22 protein-coding genes are annotated in these 21353 nt (G+C 30.5%); 17 read left to right on the top strand and 5 right to left on the bottom strand.

Annotation, left to right across the window (positions count from 1 at the left end):
• Window positions 1-107 precede the first annotated feature (107 nt).
• The 3 genes from ACU4C5_RS01620 to ACU4C5_RS01610 all read left to right on the top strand — a co-directional run bounded on the left by ACU4C5_RS01620 (window position 108) and on the right by ACU4C5_RS01610 (window position 2297).
• A complete protein-coding gene (locus tag ACU4C5_RS01620) occupies window positions 108-605 on the top strand; it encodes a hypothetical protein (RefSeq protein WP_446845316.1) in 498 nt (165 codons plus the stop codon).
• 100 nt (window positions 606-705) lie between these two features.
• The gene (locus ACU4C5_RS01615; RefSeq protein ID WP_446845315.1) at window positions 706-1260 is read left to right on the top strand and encodes a hypothetical protein; all 555 of its coding nucleotides are present in this window, start codon (window positions 706-708) and stop codon (window positions 1258-1260) included.
• A 221-nt stretch (window positions 1261-1481) separates the two neighbouring features.
• Entirely contained in the window at window positions 1482-2297 is an 816-nt protein-coding gene (locus tag ACU4C5_RS01610) for an alpha/beta fold hydrolase (RefSeq protein ID WP_446845314.1), read from the top strand.
• A 136-nt stretch (window positions 2298-2433) separates the two neighbouring features.
• On the opposite strand, the gene ACU4C5_RS01605 is transcribed toward ACU4C5_RS01610, so the two are convergent.
• Window positions 2434-3426, bottom strand: a complete 993-nt coding sequence (locus ACU4C5_RS01605) for an IS110 family RNA-guided transposase (RefSeq protein ID WP_446845313.1) — start codon at window positions 3424-3426, stop codon at window positions 2434-2436.
• Between the two features lie 470 nt (window positions 3427-3896).
• On the opposite strand from ACU4C5_RS01605, the gene ACU4C5_RS01600 reads away from it, so the two are divergent.
• Window positions 3897-4433 carry a DUF6933 domain-containing protein gene (locus tag ACU4C5_RS01600; RefSeq protein WP_446845312.1) on the top strand — a complete coding sequence of 179 codons (537 nt, stop codon included), beginning with the start codon at window positions 3897-3899 and terminating at the stop codon, window positions 4431-4433.
• A gap of 382 nt (window positions 4434-4815) precedes the next feature.
• Here the strand turns inward: ACU4C5_RS01600 and ACU4C5_RS01595 are convergent, their stop codons facing one another.
• Window positions 4816-5718 (bottom strand): hypothetical protein, encoded by a 903-nt coding sequence (locus ACU4C5_RS01595; protein WP_446845311.1) that lies wholly within the window; start codon window positions 5716-5718, stop codon window positions 4816-4818.
• 396 nt (window positions 5719-6114) lie between these two features.
• Here ACU4C5_RS01595 and ACU4C5_RS01590 point away from each other — a divergent pair, with 396 nt between their 5' ends.
• From ACU4C5_RS01590 to ACU4C5_RS01580, 3 genes are all read left to right on the top strand, one after another.
• Window positions 6115-6492: a hypothetical protein gene (locus tag ACU4C5_RS01590; protein ID WP_446845310.1), complete on the top strand. Its 378-nt coding sequence runs from the start codon at window positions 6115-6117 to the stop codon at window positions 6490-6492.
• A gap of 205 nt (window positions 6493-6697) precedes the next feature.
• The gene (locus ACU4C5_RS01585; protein ID WP_446845309.1) at window positions 6698-7768 is read left to right on the top strand and encodes a DUF4932 domain-containing protein; all 1071 of its coding nucleotides are present in this window, start codon (window positions 6698-6700) and stop codon (window positions 7766-7768) included.
• 164 nt (window positions 7769-7932) lie between these two features.
• A complete protein-coding gene (locus ACU4C5_RS01580) occupies window positions 7933-8355 on the top strand; it encodes a hypothetical protein (RefSeq protein ID WP_446845308.1) in 423 nt (140 codons plus the stop codon).
• Window positions 8356-9506: 1151 nt separating this feature from the next.
• Here the strand turns inward: ACU4C5_RS01580 and ACU4C5_RS01575 are convergent.
• Complete coding sequence (locus ACU4C5_RS01575; protein WP_446845307.1) at window positions 9507-11882, bottom strand: TonB-dependent receptor; 2376 nt, start codon at window positions 11880-11882, stop codon at window positions 9507-9509.
• Between the two features lie 107 nt (window positions 11883-11989).
• Between ACU4C5_RS01575 and ACU4C5_RS01570 the strand changes: the two genes are divergently transcribed.
• The gene (locus ACU4C5_RS01570) at window positions 11990-12352 is read left to right on the top strand and encodes a CoA-binding protein (protein ID WP_446845306.1); all 363 of its coding nucleotides are present in this window, start codon (window positions 11990-11992) and stop codon (window positions 12350-12352) included.
• Here ACU4C5_RS01570 and ACU4C5_RS01565 read toward each other — a convergent pair.
• The gene (locus ACU4C5_RS01565) at window positions 12323-13765 is read right to left on the bottom strand and encodes a sodium:solute symporter (protein WP_446845305.1); all 1443 of its coding nucleotides are present in this window, start codon (window positions 13763-13765) and stop codon (window positions 12323-12325) included. The genes ACU4C5_RS01570 and ACU4C5_RS01565 overlap by 30 nt on opposite strands.
• Before the next feature lie 188 nt (window positions 13766-13953).
• Here ACU4C5_RS01565 and recR point away from each other — a divergent pair, with 188 nt between their 5' ends.
• The 3 genes from recR (at window position 13954) to ACU4C5_RS01550 (ending at window position 17070) form a co-directional block, all read left to right on the top strand.
• On the top strand, window positions 13954-14571 hold the full coding sequence (recR, locus tag ACU4C5_RS01560; protein WP_446845304.1) for a recombination mediator RecR: 618 nt from the start codon (window positions 13954-13956) through the stop codon (window positions 14569-14571).
• 13 nt (window positions 14572-14584) lie between these two features.
• Window positions 14585-15691, top strand: coding sequence for a glycosyltransferase family 2 protein (locus tag ACU4C5_RS01555; RefSeq protein ID WP_446845303.1), 1107 nt, complete (start codon window positions 14585-14587; stop codon window positions 15689-15691).
• An 80-nt stretch (window positions 15692-15771) separates the two neighbouring features.
• Entirely contained in the window at window positions 15772-17070 is a 1299-nt protein-coding gene (locus tag ACU4C5_RS01550; RefSeq protein WP_446845302.1) for a dihydrolipoamide acetyltransferase family protein, read from the top strand.
• Window positions 17071-17138: 68 nt separating this feature from the next.
• Here ACU4C5_RS01550 and ACU4C5_RS01545 read toward each other — a convergent pair whose 3' ends face one another.
• Complete coding sequence (locus ACU4C5_RS01545; protein ID WP_446845301.1) at window positions 17139-17657, bottom strand: hypothetical protein; 519 nt, start codon at window positions 17655-17657, stop codon at window positions 17139-17141.
• Window positions 17658-17822: 165 nt separating this feature from the next.
• Here ACU4C5_RS01545 and ACU4C5_RS01540 point away from each other — a divergent pair, with 165 nt between their 5' ends.
• The 6 genes from ACU4C5_RS01540 to rpmG all read left to right on the top strand — a co-directional run bounded on the left by ACU4C5_RS01540 (window position 17823) and on the right by rpmG (window position 21352).
• Window positions 17823-18596, top strand: coding sequence for a 3'-5' exonuclease (locus tag ACU4C5_RS01540; RefSeq protein ID WP_446845300.1), 774 nt, complete (start codon window positions 17823-17825; stop codon window positions 18594-18596).
• A gap of 24 nt (window positions 18597-18620) precedes the next feature.
• A complete protein-coding gene (locus ACU4C5_RS01535; protein WP_446845299.1) occupies window positions 18621-19232 on the top strand; it encodes a fumarylacetoacetate hydrolase family protein in 612 nt (203 codons plus the stop codon).
• Between the two features lie 3 nt (window positions 19233-19235).
• Window positions 19236-19577 carry an Hpt domain-containing protein gene (locus ACU4C5_RS01530; protein ID WP_446845298.1) on the top strand — a complete coding sequence of 114 codons (342 nt, stop codon included), beginning with the start codon at window positions 19236-19238 and terminating at the stop codon, window positions 19575-19577.
• Entirely contained in the window at window positions 19577-20824 is a 1248-nt protein-coding gene (locus ACU4C5_RS01525) for a competence/damage-inducible protein A (RefSeq protein ID WP_446845297.1), read from the top strand. Before ACU4C5_RS01530 ends, ACU4C5_RS01525 begins: the two co-directional genes overlap by 1 nt.
• Window positions 20825-20904: 80 nt before the next feature.
• Window positions 20905-21141 (top strand): 50S ribosomal protein L28, encoded by a 237-nt coding sequence (gene rpmB, locus ACU4C5_RS01520; RefSeq protein ID WP_129016605.1) that lies wholly within the window; start codon window positions 20905-20907, stop codon window positions 21139-21141.
• Window positions 21142-21169: 28 nt separating this feature from the next.
• Window positions 21170-21352 (top strand): 50S ribosomal protein L33, encoded by a 183-nt coding sequence (gene rpmG, locus ACU4C5_RS01515; protein ID WP_144116497.1) that lies wholly within the window; start codon window positions 21170-21172, stop codon window positions 21350-21352.
• Window position 21353 lies beyond the last annotated feature (1 nt).

Genomic DNA, 21353 nt, shown 5'->3' with positions numbered 1-21353 from the left:
TTCTATCTGTGATTTATTTGCTAACTTACTCGCTTAACCACGCAACTAATCATATACAAACACGTTGTAAGTAATTTGAGAAAGAATAACGAGATAGAACATTTCATTTGACCGAAAAAGAACAGAAAATATACAAATACGGAATTATAATCGGAGAATTAGGAACTTTGGCTGAATTTAATAATAAAGCTAATCAAGGTTATGAATTTAATTTAGATAGATTCCCTAAATCAACAAATCTAAATTCTGTGATTACAGAAAGAATTGGTCATTTAACAGATTCCTTTGAACTGAAGAAAATTGAAAATGAAAATGCGTTCAAATATTTCACGAAAAAATTAAAAGAAAAGTGGTTTTTTGAATATCAAAATAAACAAGAACATCACTTGACTGATAAACTAAATAGTTTTAATATGTTTCATTCGGATTATCAGCAAAAGTATATTATTGAATTTGTTGATTTTCTACTTCAGACATTAAATCCGAATGCGATTTATAAAATCAAACTTGGAGATTTAAAAATTTATTACGCATCAGATTTTGATCATTACTTATTTGAATGTGAAGATGCAGATTATCATTTTGAATTGAGCGTTTCGGATTAAAAAAACTACTTACAACATCGTGTATAATTCATTGCTAGTGCTAGCTTGCTTTGAAATTCCTTCGGAATTTCCTCTGGTTCGTTTTTGTTTACTAATTTAGTTGCTGAAACACGCAACAAAGCTTATACAACAACGTTGTACACAAGCTAAAAACCGAACTGACTTGAAAATATTTGATTGGATAAAAAATAAGGATAGTAAAACCGATTTTGAAAAAGTATTTGCTGATTTGAAAAGAATGGGCGAAATAGTTCCGAGTGCAAAAAAGACTTATGAATTATTAAAACAACTGAATTTTGAAACGACTAAATCTCAATCTGAATTATTAATATCTGAATTTGATAAAATTCAATACGCATCAAATACGAATAGTTATTTCTACTTCTATTTTCCAATTGTAACACACATTTTGTATTACAAACCGAAATATGAAAAAGATATTTTAGGATATTTAATTGGACCTAATTTTGCGAATGGCGATACAGAAACGAAAAACTTAATACCGTTAATTAAAAGTTCAATGGATTTTAAGTTGTCTGAAAATAGAAACTATTTGACAACAGAAAGTGAAAAGTGGATTATAAATGAATTACCAAAAATGGAAAATGAAGTAGAACGAGAAGTGCAGAAATGCTGGAAAGAGTTGAACGAATAAAAAGCCTGTGTACAACACCGTATAAACTTTATTGCTGGTTATAGCTCACTTTGTAAATTCCTCCGGAATTTCGTCGTTCGTGCTTTATTTACTATATTCACTGCTTAAACAACGCAATAAAGCTTATATAACAACGTTGGCAATAATTTAAAAATCGAACCCTGAAAGAACAACTTTACCATATAAAAACAGAAGATAATCAAAGAATTGCTCTTTGGAAATTGAATTCTGAAAAAATATTAGACAAACATATTTTTTTAACTCACGGAACATTTTCTAACAGAAAAATATGTGATGGAATTGCTTCATATCTGACTGAAAAAGGATTTACGTGTTGGATTATGGAATGGAGAAATCACGGAAAAAGCTCAAGGTCAGAGCAAAAATTTAATTTTGAGACTATTGCAAAATATGACATTAAATCAACATTCGGTTTTCTATTTAATAATCAGAATTTAAAAAATATAGATTGTTTAACTCATAGTGGTGGTGGAATTATTTTGACAATGTTTTTAATAAATAATCCGAATTACAATTTAAAAATCAACAGCATTACTCTATTTGGAGTACAAGCATTTGGAGCTGGAGAGAAATTAAGTAGTAGAATAAAAATATTGTCAAGTAAATATTTTACAGCATTATTAGGAAAAGTTCCTTCAAAAACTGCTGGTTCAACTGAACATAGCGAAAGTTACCACACAATGAAACAATGGTTTGATTGGAATTTAAACAAGAATTTTATTGGAGAAAATGGTTTTGATTATTTAAAACAAATGAACAAGATTAATGTACCAATATTATCAATTTGTGCAAAAGGAGACAATTTTATAGCACCAAAAGGAGGTTGTGAAAAATTTCTAAAAGCATTTGAAAACGAAGAAAATGAGTTACTTTTTTATTCAAAAAAAAATGGGAATTTGGAAAATTATAATCACAGTCGAATTTTAAAATCTCAAAGTTCAAAGAAAGAAATATGGCCAATTGTTGAAAATTGGATTACAAATAAAAAAACTATTGCCAACACCGTGTATAATTAATTGCTGGTTTTAGCCAATTTACGAAAGTCCTCGCGGACTTTCTATCTGTGTTTTGTTTGCTATCTTTAGTGCTTAAACCACGCCACTAATCATATACGTATTCCAAGATCAATTCCTAATAAATATTCTGTTTTTTTTAAGCTGTATGTTGTTGAAGAACCACATATGGTGTTCCTCTTTTTACAACTGCAAAGGCTCTTGCTATTAACTTGTTTCTAACATTGTTTATGGCTAACATTTTATCTTTTCCTTCTGCTACTTTTCGATTGTAATAGTGTCTTATTTCACTATCATGTTGTATGGCTGAAACACTTGCCATACTAAGTAAACTTTTCATTTTTATATCACCTAAATAATGACACTGTTTTCGTTTATAGATACTGGTTCCAGAACGATGCTCAAATGGTGCTGTACCGCAATAACTCGAAAATGCGCGCCAACTTGCAAAGCGCGTAAAGTTTCCTGTATGGTAAATTAATTGACTGGCAACTACTAAGCCAATACCTTTTAAGCTTGATAGTAGTTCGTAATTTTTTTGCATCAATTCATCTTCAGAGATAATCGCTTTTATTCTATCTTCTACGGCTTTTACTTGCTTAGATAAATAGTCTATACTACGTTTTAAGCTTATGCAACCAAAATCTGTAGTTGGACTAGATAAAAGCACTTTCATTTCTTTTAATGTGCCTTTAAGGCCTGCGTTGTTTCTAACCAATTGGTCGCGTAATGCTAACAACCTTCCAAGTTCTAAATGAGACATACTTTTTACGGTACTCGGTTCTAATTCCTCTCGATAAAGCCAAGCATAGCGAGCTATTATCGCTGCATCTAATTTGTCTGTCTTTTCCTTTATAATACCTGATGATCGCTTTATTTTTAAAGGACTTTCTTCTACATAAATTATAGATTGACTATCTAAAAACAAGGCTAGTTTAAGTGAGTAATAACCTGTATTCTCAAAACAATAAAAAACAAGACTCTCTTTAGTTTGTTTTAAAACCCATTTTAACAAGCTTTTATAACCTACTACATGATTAACAAACGCTTTGTGTACTTGGGCTTGATAACAAAATGCATCTATTGTCTTTTTTGATACATCAATCCCTACGACTTCTTTGTAATTTTTCATGTTTTTACAATTAGAGTGAATAAATATGTTGCGTTAACTACTTCCTTTATCGGGAGATTCAAGTTCCTGGTATTCCAGTGTTTCTTAGTAACTTATAGAAATAGAGGACTCGTACGTGTAAGGGAACGTTATTCTAAAACACGTTATAGTTCTCCTCTTTTTCTATCTAAAGATATTTATTACAAACTAAAGAAACACGTTGGCAAATATAAATAAGGCTTAGTGTAAAGGATGTCCCTTATCATACATGTAAGTACTGATAAATATTTAACTTAAAACTTTAACCCTAAAGTAGCTTGTGCTTTTCTACCATCTCCTAGTATACCTTTGTCGGACCATGTCGTGTTTTGATTAGTAACCGAACGTATATTATTTGTAACTTTGCTTACCCAAACGAATTGAAATGCACTTGATTATTTCTAAGCGGTGCAGTGAGAGTTTGAGATAAATGATAATTTGAAATTTAAATAATGGCAATAATATACTGTACCCAAAAATTTGAAACTGTAGTTGGTAAAAAACGTATAGTTAAATCGGATAAATCTTCTCCTCTTGGTAACTGGAACGCTACTGTGTTTATGGTTAGTAAGAAAAATTGTGTAATACTAATGAATGATGTTTCTTATTATTCTGTGCTTTTAATTGATTTTAAAAAAAGTGATTTAATGAATTTCCATGAAGTATTTGCTGAGCGCTTTTTTAAGCAATTGGAAAATGATGAGATAAGCTTTCCGTCTGAATTTACAGACAAAATCACGAAAGAGTTACAGCCTGTTTTTGTAACTACCAATAATAACAGAAAGGTATTGGGTGCCATTCAGGATGCCACCCTTGATATGAAGAGGTATATTACTGAAGACTATAGTGACAATATTGATGATATAGACGTTGACGAATTGAATTCCAATATTAATGAAAAGATTTTAAGTGTTCTTGGTAAAAAGAAACGTGGTTATGGGTATCCTAATGATGCAATACAGGAATTGTTGAATAAGTTTTGTGTGTAGCAGATTGGTATTGCGTTTTAAATCTCGTTTATAAAAAAGTAATAGCGCTCATTTTTATAATTTCGATCCTGCTTGGTTGTGTGTTGCTGTAAAGAGGGAAAATCCTCGCAGGTAAACCCGCAACTATTTTTATACATAAACGTTGGCAGGCATTACAAGCGACAAACTTTTGAGATTAAATTTAGATTGAGTTTTAGTCACAAACACATCGTGGAAAGTTTACTACATTCTTACGGAATTTGACATTTACTGAGTTCACTCACGAACTGTGAAAATCATTGAATTTTCACCATAACAAGTTGATAATAAATAGTCTAAATTTTTTATACTGAATTTTTATGTATTAAACTTGCTATAATAGCTAAGATTTTTAGATGTTTTTCTAATTTAAATAAGAACCTAAATTAATTAAGCTATTTTCTTTTAATCTATAGCCTAAACCAATTCCAAAAGGTGCAATTTTTGTTTTCATTGATGTGTTTCTACGAATAGAAAATAACAATATCAATTCCCCAGTATCAGCATCTGTAATATTGTCTTTTGATATTATAGCTTTAGTACTGTCATTTGACACAATGGCGTTATTGATTTCTTCTTCAGATACTATTTTATAATTAAAAGGATAATAAGTTTTGATTTCACTATCTAATTTTTTATTTATTAAATCTCGGTCTATTAAAAGTGTTTTTGTTTTTAGAATTTCTTTAGCTTTCTTAGCATGTTCATCTAAGTAGTTGTTTAAAGCTGTTTTGTCTTTTCTTTTATAAAGATCATAAAGACTAGGTTCATTCATTTTAGTTGAAAGCATTTCCAAAGTAAAAATATTTAATTTTTGAATTTGAGTAAAGTATTTTGCTTTATCATCTTTCTTTTCAATTTCAAACCAAGTACTCATTACAGGTTTTTTATTATCCAAAGTATAATAAGTTATCCATACAGTAGTACTCGAAGTTCCTGCATTACTACCCATACTGTGCATCTTAATAGTTTTTCCGACTTTTAAATAAGCATATTTTGAGTTTTTATTTTTAGATTGTTCCTTATACTCTTCATGAGAAATAAATTTAATATCATCTGTTATTGTCCATTCGCTTAGAACAGCTTCTTTAAATTTCTCATTATACTCTTGAGTAGATTTAGAGTTCCCTTTTTTAAGAACAACCTTTAATGGTCTACTATTGATTTCTTCAATTTTTTTAGTATCCGTAATGTAATCACTTTGGGCTTTTACGCTAAGAAATGTTGTAAATAAAGTGAATAAGATTAAAGCAAATGATTTTTTCATGTATAATTTAATTTTAGGAAAGCTAACAAACATAAAGTATTAAATAGAATTAACCAAAATGTTATTGTAATTTAGATCTTAAGTAAAATAGCTTTATCGCTCGCTAATTCTGAATATATTTAAGTATGTTAATTATTTTTACTAATTAGCTAATTGAAAACATTCTGAAAACAAAAGCGATTTGCCAACACCGTGTAAAAATAATTACTTGGTGCTTGCCTACTTGTAAAATCCTTCGAATTTTCCTCTGGTTCGTTCCATTTTTAGTTAGTTACTTAACCACGCAATTATCCTTACATATAACCGGTGACACATTTAACAAAACTTGATTTTTAAACCCATTTGTAACAAAATAGATTTTTATTAGTCAAATAAGTGAACAATAAAATTTAGAATATGAAACTTGTTGAATTTGAAATCGAAAATAAAAATGTCTTGATTGAACGAAATATAATTGGAACAGAGACAATCTCTATAGACAATGAAGTGATAAATAAGAAATGGAACTTATTTAATACAAATCATAATTTTAAAATAAATAATGCTCATTATAACATTAAGTATGTTTATAATGATGGTTGGAAAAAATTTATTGGAAAGCCTGTTTTTCAGCTAAATTCAAATAAAAATGTAATTTCAGAACAACAAGTTCAGAATATGCCATATTTATTTTTTCAATTTGGTTTTGGTTTAATAGTTACATATGCTTTAATTTCAATAATCTTTATATTTATTGAATCTGCCAAGCGTGGATTTGTTTTTAACGCTCATTGATTTCTAAAACTAAAAACGAGGCGCAACACCGTGTATAATTAATTGCTTGGTTCTTGACTATTTACTGAAATCCCTGCAGAATTTTGACAGGTTCGTAAATGTTTGCTTAACCACGTCACTAACCATATACAAACAGGTTAGCATACATTAGAGTAAAACTGTAACATTTTTGAAAAAGTACAGTCTTTTAGATTAAAACAAACCAATGAAAAAAACATCATCATTAATTTTACTGCTTCTAATTATTGTCTTTGCATGTAAAGATAAAACTATAATTTCTGAAAATAATTTAAAAAACAAAGTGATTTTCAAAATTGACGAACGGACGGAGTTTTTTAGAATAATTTTTAATCTTGCAGTTCAAGATGATTTACCTTCGGATATAACACCTTGCAACACCGAATATTTAAATAGAATAAACACTTATTTTAAACCATTCAAAAATCATAGTTTAATAAAATACGTCTACGACCACGAAACCATGGGAATTGATTTTCCAACTGTTGGATTAATGTATGAATCTTTAGAGAATTTTCAAATGGACTCTATATACAGAAAAGAGTTTCCAGCTTATGGTATGACCATAGAGGAAATGGATTCTATAAAACCACTTCTTATTGATTTTTATAATACATCTGATTTTAAATATTTTTTCAATAAAAACAAAAAATATTATGAAGATGCTACTAAAAATGTTCAACGAGAAATAGATAAAGAAAACCTTTTTAGTACAATAACTGAATTTTATCAATCAGATGAAAATGGATTAGAGCTTAATGTAATTGTTGAACTCACAAATAATGCAAACAACAAAGCGGTATCATTTTACGATAAATATAATCCTAAAAAACGAGCAGTAATTGTTGCTAATCTATGCGACAATTCTAATGAACCAACTTTACAAAATACACTTTTGGAACTTGATAATAGTTTACGAACTAGAATATATCACGAATCTTCTCATCTGTTTACAGATAAATTATTAAACAAACACATAGGGAATTTAGAGCAATATAATGCTATTTGCGAAGATTGTAATGAAACCGAGATAATAGATACTGTGGACCATCTTATAGTTAATGTGTTACAAGAATTAATTTCATATCGTGAATTTGGAAAGGATGATGGACACAATTTTTATCTGAATAAATGCAAAGACGTAAGAAAAGAAATTTATATAAAATTAAGTAATTATCAACCTAAAGGCGAAATTCCATTCGAACAAATTTATATTGAATGTATGAATTTAATAAAACAAGCTGCATCTGAAAAATAACATATGCTAACAACGTGTATAATTAATTACTCGTTTTAAGCCTACTTACAAACATTCCTGCGGAATATTCTATCTGTGTATTTATTTGCTAACTTTAGTGCTTAAATCACGCCACTTTCCATATACATAAACGCTGGCAAACATTAACTAAAAACAATCTTAAAATGAAAAACAGAATCAAAATTTTATTAATTGCCATACTCGCAACTTCTACGCTTTATGCACAAAAGGTAAAACTTAAAAAGGATAAAATTTTAATAGATGGAACAGAAGTATTTAGTTATAAATTAAATCAATCCGAAGCTTGGTTAAGTATTTACGAATTAAACACAAATAATGAACTAATTTTTATAAAAGAATCTACGAATGGAACCTATAATTATCGAAATGATGATTATACTATTTATAAATTTTTAGCACATGATGTTATAGTTGAAATTTCAACATATTCTTTTTGGAAAGGTCACATTAAATTTTTACTAGAAAATAAAGTCTTTGATGTTAATGGGAATCTTAATATTACTGAAATTGAGCTTTTGAAAACCAAGTTTGATGAAAATATAACTGAAAGGACAATTAAAAATTAAAGGCATTTGCCAACAGCATATATAAAAAAATGCTGATGTTAGCTTAAACCAAAGTTAGTTACTTTGTTTGCCAGCTGCTGATTTTTCTTCGAAAAATCCTCGCATACAAAGCCGCAACTAACCATACACAAATCCGTTAGTAAACATTTGATCAAACCCTAAAAAACAGTGATTTAATGAAAAGTTCGACCTTACTTGTCATATTTTGTATAGGATTTTTTTTATATTCTGTCATAGGAATTAAAAAATGGTATTATAAATATAAGAACGATACTAACTATACTACCATTAGTGTTTTTTATAATAAAATAGCAGGAATAATATTATCAATTATTCTTATCTCATTACATTTTTTTGGACTGATACCTTACAACGAATGAATTGGAAAACATTTAAGAATACAATATTATGAATAGAAAAATCTCATTCATAATATTCATTATACTTACAGTAATAGTTATATATATAATTGAAAATGGAATAAAAACCTTCCAATATTTGAGAAACTTTACAAGGAATTTAAAATAAATACGATTTGGCAATAATGTATATCATTTGTTGTTAGTTTTAGTTTACTTACGAAAACCCTATTAGATTTTATATCTGTGATTTATTTGCTAAATTAGGCATTAAACCATGCCACCAATCTTATACAAAACCTTTGTAACACATTGAAAAACGACATTCATTAATATTAATAATGATGACTTTTAATTTAGTAATCAGATAAAATTTGAGCAGAACTTAGCTAAAGATAAATTTTTAGAAAAATAAACCTAAATGTTATAGATAACGGCAGTTTAATGTTTACCGAAAATCACAAAACTAATAATAGAGCTTATATTATGATTTTTACTAAGCGTTGAAAACAAAGGTTGTTTTAGTATGTTATAATAAAAATAAAAAACCCCAAAACAAATTTTGCTTTGGGGTTTTCTTGCATTAACCAACTAAACCAACACTAAAACTATAAAAAGTGATTTTTTATCGCTGATTAACTTTAAAAACTTATCACATACTTACAGACGTAATAAGTCTGGTTTTATTTCATGCAAGTTTAATTTTAACTATCAATTAACAGAACGACAAACCACAAAGTAGCGCTTTGGGGTTTTTTGTATAATATATTTTAATGTTGATGGTATTATAAATTACATAAATCCACCACCACTTTGTGCTTCGTTATTATCACGTTGTTTTCTGCTTAATGCGCGGTATTTTCCACCACCAAAACGGTATGATAATCCAATACGCCATTGGTTGCTTTCCCAATTAAATTCGCCTTCAGAAGGATAAGGTCTGTCGCCTTCAAAAGCAAAACTCATTGTATTAAAAATATCATTGTAGCTAAAGCTGAATGTTGCTTTGTCATCTTCTAAGAATGAATAGCGTAAGCCTGTGTTTACTAATGTCATTGGTTTACGAGTATTTTGAATGTTTTTTTCTTGTCCTCTATACATTGTAAATAATGAAAAACTTAAACTTTTTGAGACTTTAAAGTTGTTGTTCATTCTAAAGTTGAAAGTGGTATTATCAACTTCTACGTTTTCAAACTCTACAATTCCTCTTACGTTTTTGTAGTAAAATTCGGCACTAGCATTTAAACTCCACCATTTTGTTGGTCGGTAATTTGCTGAGGTTTCAAAACCATAAGCGGCATTTTTATCAAAATTATCATAAGTTAAAATAATCTTGTTTGGATCTTCAGGATCTATATAATTAGCTCTGCTAATTTCGTTTTCAATATTACGGTAAAATGTTCCTACAGAAATATTACCACCTTTAATTGTTTTGGTGTAATTAAACTCAAAAGAGTTTGTGAATTGTTGCTCTAATTCTGGATTTCCTATTGAGGTTACACGTGGCGTACTCCATTCTCTAATAGGGTTTACTTGACCTAAACCTGGACGATCTACACGACGACTAAAACTAAATTGAAGTGTACTTTTTTCAGACGTATTATACGTTACAAATGCCGATGGGTAAATGTTAAGCTCGCTTTGAGTATATTGAGAATTTGCGGTAGCTGATTGTGTGAAATCTGCTGCAACTTCGTACTGTTCAATACGCGCTCCAAATTGGTACGACCATTTATCAAAAGTTTTTCCGTAGGTTGTGTAAAATGAATAAATATCACGATTATATGAGTAGCTAGAATTACTTAAATTGCTATTTGTAGTATTGTATATGTTATCAGAATTATTGCTGCGATATTCGGCACCAACTTCTAATTTTGCTTTTTCAGAAAGTGGATTTACGTAATCTAAATTGATAACGGTATTGTTTCTTTCGTTATGAATATCATCCACATAATTATCACCAATATTAAACCTGAAATCAGCTAGTTCATTACTATCAAAAAGACTGTAATCTGCTTCTAAGCTAATGTTTTCGCCTTCTTTCTTAAAATCATGCTTATAAGCAGCGTTGTAAGTTGAGGTATTGTTATCGTTTAGGTTGTTGAAATTCTGACGGTAATTTGGCGCGTTATTATCTAAAAAGATAATGTCTGTTGTTCCGGTGCTTTTACCATCAAAAATATTTTGATTGGTATATACAGAGAATGTATTATTGTCATTAATATAGTAATCTACACCAAACTTATAAAGGTGCGATTTGTTGTTGCTGCCAAAGTTAAATAACTGATTGGTATTGTCATCAAAACGTTCAATATTACCATAGTTAGTCCCTTTTCCAATGTTATTTCCGTAGTTTCCATAAAAGTTGAATTTCCCATTACGGTAATTCATATCTATAGAGCTGTTAAAATTAGGGTTAATCTCTTGCGCTAATCCAAAATTAATATTTCCATTAAACCCAATATTTGTGTTTTTATGTAAGATGATATTTATAATACCACTCATTCCTTCTGGATTGTATTTTGCTGAAGGATTAGTAATTAACTCAACACTTTTTATAGAGGTAGAGGGTATCTGCTTTAATAATTGCGCTGCAGGAACGTTGGTAGGTTTTCCGTCTAAAAGTACACGTACATTTTCATTTCCGCGTAAGCTAATATTTCCATTTTGACTATCAACACTTACCGATGGCAGATTATTCATAATCTCTGAAGCACTAGCTCCAGCAGTTGTTAAATCTTTACCAATTGTAATTACTTTTCTATCTACTTTTTGTTGAATACTTGAAACTTCGGCAACAATAGTTACTTCATCTAAACTTGCAATATCTTCTTCAAGCAAAATATTACCTAAGTTAATTTTGTAAGTTCCGTTTCCAATAGCAATGTTTTTTGAGCTTGTTTTGTACCCAATATATTGTGCGCTTACAATACTTTTTCCTTCCGGAATATTTTTAATTTCAAAAACTCCTAACTCATCTGTAATTCCTCCGGTTATGGTTTCCCCCGTAAGGGTTTTTATAATTATATTTACGTAAGGTAAGGGTTGGTTAAGGTTTGCGTCTAATACTTTACCTGTTATGGTACCATTTTTAGCAATGTTTTCGGTTGAAAAACCTGTTGCTGATATGGAGATTAGAAAGATGCAGAATAAGTAGAGTTTATTCATAGGAGATTAATTTTGTTGAATTAGTTTAATTTTATGATTGTAAGAAGTAGACGTCCATAACTCATTTGTGTTACCAAAAACGTAACACGTTAACACCATTTTAACACATGAAAAAGAAAACATTAGTTCTAGGAGCCTCATTAAAAACCGATCGCTATTCTAACATCGCTGTCACTAAACTTGTTAGTTTTGAACATCCTGTAGTAGCATTCGGATTACGAAAAGGTGTGGTTTCGGGTATAGAAATTGATACAGAATTAAAAGCGTATAAAGATATTAATACGGTTACATTATACTTAAATCCAAAACGCCAAGAAGCCTATTACAATTATGTAATAAGTTTAGAGCCGCAACGTGTTATTTTTAACCCAGGTACCGAAAATGAAGCGTTTTACAAATTGCTAAACGAAAATGGCATTGCTTACGAGGTTGCTTGTACTTTAGTTTTGTTGTCTACGAATCAATACTAAACCTAAAAAGGTGATACATCCGTTAAGGATTAAGATAAAAAAACCAAATTCAAAACCAAACCAAGCTAAACTATTTACACTTATAATGTAAGATAGAATAGGGGATAGGATTGCTATTATTGGCACAATTTTATCTCTCACTTGCCATTTTGTGAACAGTCCAAAAGCATAAAGACCTAAAAGAGGACCATAAGTATATCCTGCAAATACAAAAAGTTTAGAGATTACACTTTCATCTTTTATAAGATATTTAAACGCTACAATTACTAAAATTAATAAAATAGAAACCGCCACGTGAATTTGTTTTCTAATGTTTACTTGTTTTTTTGCGTCGTATTTTTTTTCAATATCTAAAATATCAATACTAAAAGAAGTTGTTAGTGATGTTAATGCGCTATCTGCACTACTGTAAGCTGCAGAAATTAACCCTAGAAGGAAAAATATAAATACACCAGTTCCTAAATAATTTTTAGCCAAAATAGGGAAGAGGTCATCTTTATGTGCGTCAATCCCATGTTCTTTAGCATACATGGTAAGTAAAAGTCCTAAACTTAAAAATATAAAGTTTACAATAACCAATACGATTGTAAACCAAAACATGTTTTTTTGTGCATCTTTTAGCGATTTACAGGTAAGGTTTTTTTGCATCATATCTTGGTCTAAACCTGTCATTACAATGGCTATAAAAGCTCCTGAAAGAAATTGTTTCCAGAAATAATCACTCGATTTTATATCATCAAAAAAGAAGGTTTTTGAGAGGTCGTTATCTAAAACATAACTCAATACATTGCCCCCTGTAAGACCTAATTGATCACTTACAAAATAAATAGTCACTCCAACCGCGATAAGCATAAATAGTGTTTGTAGCGTATCGGTCCAAACAATGGTTTTAATTCCCGATTTAAATGTGTACAGCCAAATTAGTAACACTGTAATAGTTACGGTTTGCCAAAACTGAACCCCCAAGTCATCAAACAATATAATTTGTAAGACATTAGCCACTAAAAACAACCTAAAACTCGCTCCAACCACTCTTGATATTAAAAAGAAAGACGCACCTGTTTTGTATGAATAATCGCCAAAACGTTCTCCTAAATAGGTGTAAATTGAGGTTAAATTAAGTTTGTAGTATAATGGGAGTAATACGGTTCCAATAACTAAATACCCTAGCGTATACCCTAAAACCACCTGCATATAGCTAAAGTTTGAAGCTTCAATCCATCCAGGAACAGAAATAAATGTTACTCCAGATAAGGATGCGCCAATCATTCCAAAAGCAACAACATACCAAGGAGCCGATTTATTCGCTTTAAAAAAAGCGGCGTTAGAATCTTCTTTTCCTGTGAAATAAGAAATTAAAATAAGCACAACAAAATAAGCTGCGATAAGAAGTATAATGGATAACGACGACATGTTATAGGGATTTTCGATATTAAATAACAACAATATTAAGTATTTAAAATGAATTTGGCATAACCTAAACCCTAATTACACCAAAGTGAATGGTTAAAAATAAGAGTTTTATAAACGGCTAAATCCAATAGCGCATAATTGCACTTTGATTATGAAAAATTATCCATAAAATATAGTAAATTCGCGGCATGGAATTTTCTTCAAAATTATTAGAAAACGCAGTTAACGAAATGTCACAGTTGCCAGGAGTAGGTAAACGTACGGCATTACGTTTGGTATTACATTTATTAAGACAACCAAAATCACAAACATTACAATTATCTCAGGCTTTAAGTGGTATGAGAAATGATATTAAATTTTGTGAAAGTTGTAATAATATTAGTGATACTGCGATTTGTGAAATTTGTGGAAATCCGCATCGTAAATCTGAAATGGTATGTGTTGTTGAAGATATAAGAGATGTTATGGCTATTGAAAATACTAGCTCCTTTAGGGGGGTGTATCATGTATTAGGGGGTAAAATTTCTCCTATGGATGGTATTGGACCTAACGATTTAAATATTGAACCTCTGGTAGAAAAAGTAAAAGAAGGTAAAATAAAAGAACTTATATTTGCGTTAGGTACCACAATGGAAGGCGATACTACTAACTTTTATATCTATAAACAAATTCAGGATTACAATATTATAACATCTACAATTGCTCGAGGAATTTCGGTTGGTAACGAATTAGAATATGCCGATGAAATTACTCTAGGTCGCAGTATTATAAATAGAATTCCGTTTGAATTTTCGTTAAAATCTTAATGCAATAATTTTAATGAAACTATCAGTCATCATCCTTAATTATAACGTGCGTTATTTTTTAGAACTCTGTGTGAAGAGTGTACAGGAAGCTATAAAAAATTTAGATGCCGAAATTATCATAGTAGATAACCAATCTTCCGATGGAAGTTGTGAGATGGTTGAAGATCTATTTCCTGACATTACACTTATAAAAAACACAGATAATGTAGGGTTTTCAAAAGGAAATAATATAGGTGTAGATCAAGCAAAAGGAGAATATGTTTGTATACTAAATCCAGATACAGTTGTTCCAGAAAACGTATTTTCATCACTATTAGATTTTTCAAAAACCATTAACAATTTAGGAATTGTAGGTTGCCGATTAATTGATGGAACAGGAAAATTTTTACCCGAAAGCAAACGTAATGTTCCAAAGCCAAAAGTGGCTTTAAAAAAGTTATTAGGAAATCCAGATTTATATTACACCACAGAAATAGACGAACATAGTATAGGGAAAGCTCCCGTTTTTGTAGGCGCATTTATGTTGCTTAAAAAAGCCGTTTACCAAGAAGTTGGAGGTTTTGATGAAGACTATTTTATGTATGGGGAAGATGTAGATTTGTCTTACAAAATATTAAAAGCAGGTTATGATAATTACTATAATGGTAAGGTAACGTGCATTCATTATAAAGGAGAAAGCACTTTAAAAGATGTAAAATATGCCAAACGCTTTTATGGCGCGATGCAAATATTTTATAAAAAACACTTTAAAAGTCATATTATATTTAATACCGTAGTTTGGTTGGGAATTAGAGGTGCATATCTTACGAGATCAAAACCTGCTGTGTTAAAAAATAATATTGAACGCTATCTTTTAATATCAAATAAAAATTTAAAACCATTACAAAATGTTTTAAATCAACCAGTAACAGTAACTTCCAAAATATTAGAAGTTAAGAGTAATACCGAAATTATCTTCGATGCAAATCTGCTTACTTATAAAGCGATTATCGATTATATTTCAGAGTTAAAAATTAATAAAACAGTAAAATTTAAGATTTTACCTAAAAACGCCACTTTTATTATTGGTAGTAATAGCTCCGAAAATAGAGGGGAAATTATTTTATTTAACAATAATTAAATGTACTTAATACATTAAAATAAGCGTTTTTTTATTAATTTTGCAATCGTAAACCCAAAAAACACATTTTCGTTAGAGATATGGCAAAATTTGAACTAACCCTTCCTAAAATGGGAGAAAGCGTAGCTGAAGCAACAATAACATCTTGGTTAAAAGAAGTAGGTGACACTATTGAAGCCGATGAAGCAGTATTTGAAATTGCGACAGATAAGGTAGATAGTGAAGTACCTAGTGAAGTAGACGGTATTTTAGTTGAAAAACTATTTGAAGTTGACGATGTTGTGCAAGTAGGACAAACTATTGCAGTGATTGAAACCGAAGGTGGAGCAACTGTAAACGTTGTGGCAGCAAAAACTGAAACAGCTCAAGTAACTCCTGGAGTTGCAGAGGCAGCAAAAGCCGTTGAGGTTGCTAAAGAAACTACAGCAGCTGTAGAATCATCTGAAGATCGTTTTTATTCACCTTTAGTTAAAAATATAGCTAAAGAAGAAGGGATTGCACAAACAGAATTAGATGCAATTGTTGGAACAGGAAAAGAAGGTCGTGTTACTAAAAAAGATATTCTTGGTTATGTTGAAAACAGAAGTGCTCAACCCGTAGCAGCTCCAAAAGCAGCAACACCTGTTAATAATGTTAAAAAAGCAGCTCCTGCTCCTGTAGTGGTGAGTGGTGAAGATGAAATTATTGAAATGAGTCGTATGGGTAAATTAGTTTCTCATCACATGATGGAATCGATAAAAACCTCTGCTCACGTACAAAGTTTTATTGAAGCCGATGTTACAAACATCTGGAACTGGAGAAAGAAAGTGAAAAATGATTTTGCAAAACGTGAAGGTGAAAACTTAACGTTTACACCAATATTTATGGAAGCTATCGCAAAATGTTTACGCGATTTCCCAATGATGAATATTGCATTGCAAGGTGATAAAATTATAAAAAAGAAGCATATTAATTTAGGTATGGCAGCAGCTTTACCTGATGGAAACTTAATTGTTCCTGTAATTAAAGATGCAGATCAGCTTAACTTAGTTGGCATTACTAAAAAAGTAAATGACTTAGCTAAAAGAGCAAGAGAAAATAAACTAAAACCAGACGATATACAAGGAGGAACTTACACCGTAACTAACGTAGGGACTTTTGGAAGTATTATGGGAACACCAATTATTAATCAACCACAAGTAGGAATTTTAGCGCTTGGAGCTATCCGAAAAGTACCTGCAGTTGTTGAAACTCCAGAAGGAGATTTTATTGGAATCCGTTACAGAATGTTCTTATCTCATTCTTATGATCACCGTGTAGTTAATGGTGCTTTAGGAGGTCAGTTTGTAAAAGCTGTAAAAGACTATCTTGAAGCTTGGGATACAAACAGAGAGATTTAATAGCAAACAATATTTTAATATAAAAAAAAGCACAATCGTTAAGATTGTGCTTTTTTGTGTTATATGCTTTAAGATGTTTCTTTAAAAGTAATACTTTCTAATATAGACATGGCATTATCAAAATTTTTAAAATACAAATAGTTGAAAGACGAGAAGTAAAACACGTAATATTCGCCATTATGTTCAAAATACATACGATAACTTTTCCAAAGATTATCTCTCCAAAAAGAATCTGTTATATTAATGTACACCGTACCAAGATGGTTGGTGGTTGTACTAAACAGATTAGATGTTTGGGTTTTTGATACGTATTTGTTAATTGTGTAATCTACAAATTCTTTTAAACTAGAATGTGATTCTTCATTATCTAATTTTTGAATAGAAACAGTACTTTCAAACAAACGATCCCCATAAACGTTAGGCGTATAGCTTACATAATAATGATCTCTAAAAGCTCTCCAATCTGCAGGTTTTGTAACGGTAAAATCTAATGTTCGGGCAACATGACTAGCTCTTGTTTCTTCTATTTTATAGGCATTACAACTAGGTAAGAGTGTTAAAATAAAAAGGCATAAGATGTTTTTCATGTTTAAAATTTTAAAAAATATATGTATGCAATGTACAAAACTATTTTAAACCCCTAAGAACTTTGTTGTTAGTTCATTTAAGGGTTCCGTTTAAATACTAAGGTTTGTCTTATTATAGAATGCTTTTTTTGTTTAAACTCATTATCTTTGTAAAAAAATACACGAATGACGCTTAACCTTTTAAAACCAATTTGTTTTTTCGATTTAGAAACGACAGGTATTAATATTTCAAAAGATAGAATTGTTGAAATCTCAATACTTAAAGTTTATCCAAACGGAAAAGAAGAACGCAATACTTGGGTGGTAAATCCAGAAATGCCTATTCCTCCTGTAGTTTCAGAAATACATGGGATTTGGGATAAAGATGTTGTAGGAAAACCAACATTTGCCGAATTAGCAAAAGAGATTTACAATGTGATTAAAGATTCAGATTTAGGAGGTTTTAACTCAAACCGATTTGATATTCCTTTATTAGCAGAAGAAATGCTAAGAGCTGAGGTAGATTTTGATATGAAAAACCGTGTAGCAGTTGATGTGCAAACCATTTATCATAAAATGGAACAACGTACGCTTTCGGCAGCATATAAATTTTACTGCGGAAAAGATTTAACCAATGCGCATAGTGCAGAGGCCGATACTGTTGCAACTTATGAGGTGTTTAAGGCACAAGTAGAAAAATATGAAGAGCTAGAGAATGATATTAAATTTTTAGCTGAATTCAGTACGCATAAAAAGTTTGCTGATTTTGCAGGATTTATCAATTATAATGAAGAAGGAGAAGAATGTTTTTCTTTTGGAAAACATAAAGGGAAACGAGTTGTTGATGTTTTAAATAAAGAACCAGGTTATTTTGGTTGGTTGCTTAATGCCGATTTTCCTTTGTATACTAAAAAAGTACTTACGGCAATAAAATTAAGAACATTCAATAATAAAATATAAGTATAATACTAAACATAATTAAGCATGAAACTTATTTGTATTGGACGTAATTATACAGACCATATAAAAGAATTGGAAAATGAAAAACCTACAGATCCTGTGGTGTTTTTAAAACCAGACACGTCAATTTTACTAAAAAAGCAACCTTTCTTTATTCCGGATTTCTCAGATGATGTACATCATGAAGTGGAAGTTTTGGTGAAAATTAACAAAGTAGGAAAACATATTAGTAAGAAATTTGCACATAAGTATTATGATCATATTGGTTTAGGTATCGATTTTACTGCGCGTGATTTACAAGCTCAGTTAAAAGCCAAAGGTTTACCTTGGGAAAAAGCAAAAGCTTTTGATGGAGCCGCAGTAATAGGAGATTGGATTGAAAAATCTGAAATAGAAAATGTTGACGATATCAATTTTTCATTAGAAAAAAATGGCGTATTAGTGCAAAGTGGTAATACAAGTCATATGCTTTGGAAAATTGATGAAATTATTGAATATGTATCAAAATATTTTACATTAAAAATAGGAGATATCATATTCACAGGAACACCGTCAGGTGTTGGAAAAGTATTTAATAACGATAAGTTAACTGGTTTTGTAGAGGGGAAATCCATGTTTTCTATAACTGTAAAATAAAAAATGGAACAACATTATAAATTATTTAGAGTAAGAGAGTTAGCTGATAATGATGAGAGTTTTATTATGGCTTTGGCAGCAGCTTTTATTGAAGAAGTGCCAGAAGATGCAAATAAATTAAAAATTGCGGTGAGTACTCAAGATTATTACTCAGCGTATCAAGCTGCTCATAAAATGAAACCAACTATAGATTTGTTTGAGTTGGGCGTGTTAAGTGATTTAATTGAGGTGCAAGATTGGGGGAAACTTGAAAAAAAAGATGTAGATATTACAGATCAGTTAAACCTTGTTTTAAACGCTGTGCAAAATGCAACTGAAGAAATAATAACTGATTTTAATTTGTAATGCAAGCCGAAATAATAACGATTGGAGATGAAATTCTCATAGGTCAAATTGTAGATACTAATTCTGCTTTTATAAGTAAGGCACTTAATAAAATAGGCGTTTCAGTATATCAAATTACCTCAGTGCAAGATGATCAGCAACATATTCTGAAATCCTTAAAGGAAGCCGAAGAAAATGCAGACATTATTATCATTACCGGAGGATTAGGTCCAACGAAAGATGATATCACAAAAAAAACAATCGCAACATATTTTAACGATACTTTGGTGCAAAATGATGGAGTTCTTCAAAATATAAAGTATCTTTGGCAGAATTATATTAAGAAGCCGTTAACACAAGTTAATATTGATCAGGCATTAGTGCCATCAAAAGCAACAGTGTTAATGAATATGCTTGGTAGCGCTCCGGGAATGTGGATGGAGAAAAACGGGAAGATATTTGTGTCTTTACCAGGAGTTCCTTTTGAAATGAAAGGACTTATTGATAATGAAGTGATACCAAGATTAAGAGCAGCATATAAATTTCCATATATTGCTCATAAAACAATACTCACATACGGTATTGGCGAAAGTAATTTAGCCGAACGTATCGAGGACTGGGAGGATAACCTTCCGGCGTTTATCAAGTTAGCTTACCTTCCTAATATTGGGAAAGTAAGATTAAGATTATCAGCAAAAGCAATGGATAAAACCCTTGTAGATGCTGAGATGGATAAACAAATACAACTGCTCTTACCGCAAATCACTGATGTGTTTGTTGGGTATGAAGAAGATATATCTATAGAAGCGATTATAGGTAAACAATTGGCCCAAATGGGCAAAACAATCGCAACTGCTGAAAGTTGCACAGGAGGTAAAATAGGAGAAAGTTTTACAGTACATGCAGGTGCATCCAAATATTTTAAAGGAAGCATTGTAAGTTACACTACAGACTCTAAAATAGCTGTATTAAAAATACCTAAGCAAATTATAGAAGAGCATTCTGTAGTGAGCGCAGAAGTTGCCGAAGCGATGGCAACATCAGTATTAGGGCTTTTTAATTCAGATTATGCTATAGCCGCAACAGGTAATGCAGGACCAACTAAAGGGGACTCAAATGAAGAAATCGGAACGGTTTTTATTGCAATTGCAACTAAAAATCATGTGCTTTCCGAAAAATTTAATTTTGGTAACCATCGAGAAAGGGTGGTGCAAAAGGCTGTTAATAAGGCTTTTGAGATGATTCAAAAAGAAATTTCAAAAAAGTAGCAATTTTAGTTTGGAGGTATTGTAAAAAAATATTAAATTTGCCCCCTGTTTAGAAATAACATAAATTAAAGTTAGAAAGAATGTCAAGAGTTTGTGAACTTACTGGAAAAAAAGCGATGGTTGGAAACAACGTATCTCACGCTATGAATAAAACAAAGCGTAAATTTGATGCAAATTTAATCAAGAAACGTTTTTATATTCCTGAAGAAGATAAATGGGTAACTTTAAAAGTTTCTACTTCTGCGTTGAAAACTATCAACAAAATAGGTATTGCAGCTGCAATTAAAGAAGCTAAGTCTAAAGGGTTTTTAAAATAATAGCGCGACGCGTTAAAAGATACGTACAATGGCAAAGAGAGGTAATAGAATACAAGTAATATTAGAGTGTACTGAACATAAGGAGTCTGGAAAACCAGGAACTTCTCGTTACATTACAACAAAGAACAAAAAGAATACACCAGATAGAATGGAGATTAAGAAATTTAATCCAATCTTGAAGCGTATGACTGTACATAAAGAAATTAAATAAT

It is taken from the genome of Lacinutrix undariae, assembly GCF_052934785.1.
The sequence above is the reverse complement of the archived record's forward strand: the minus strand, read 5'-3'. Positions and strand labels throughout refer to the sequence as shown.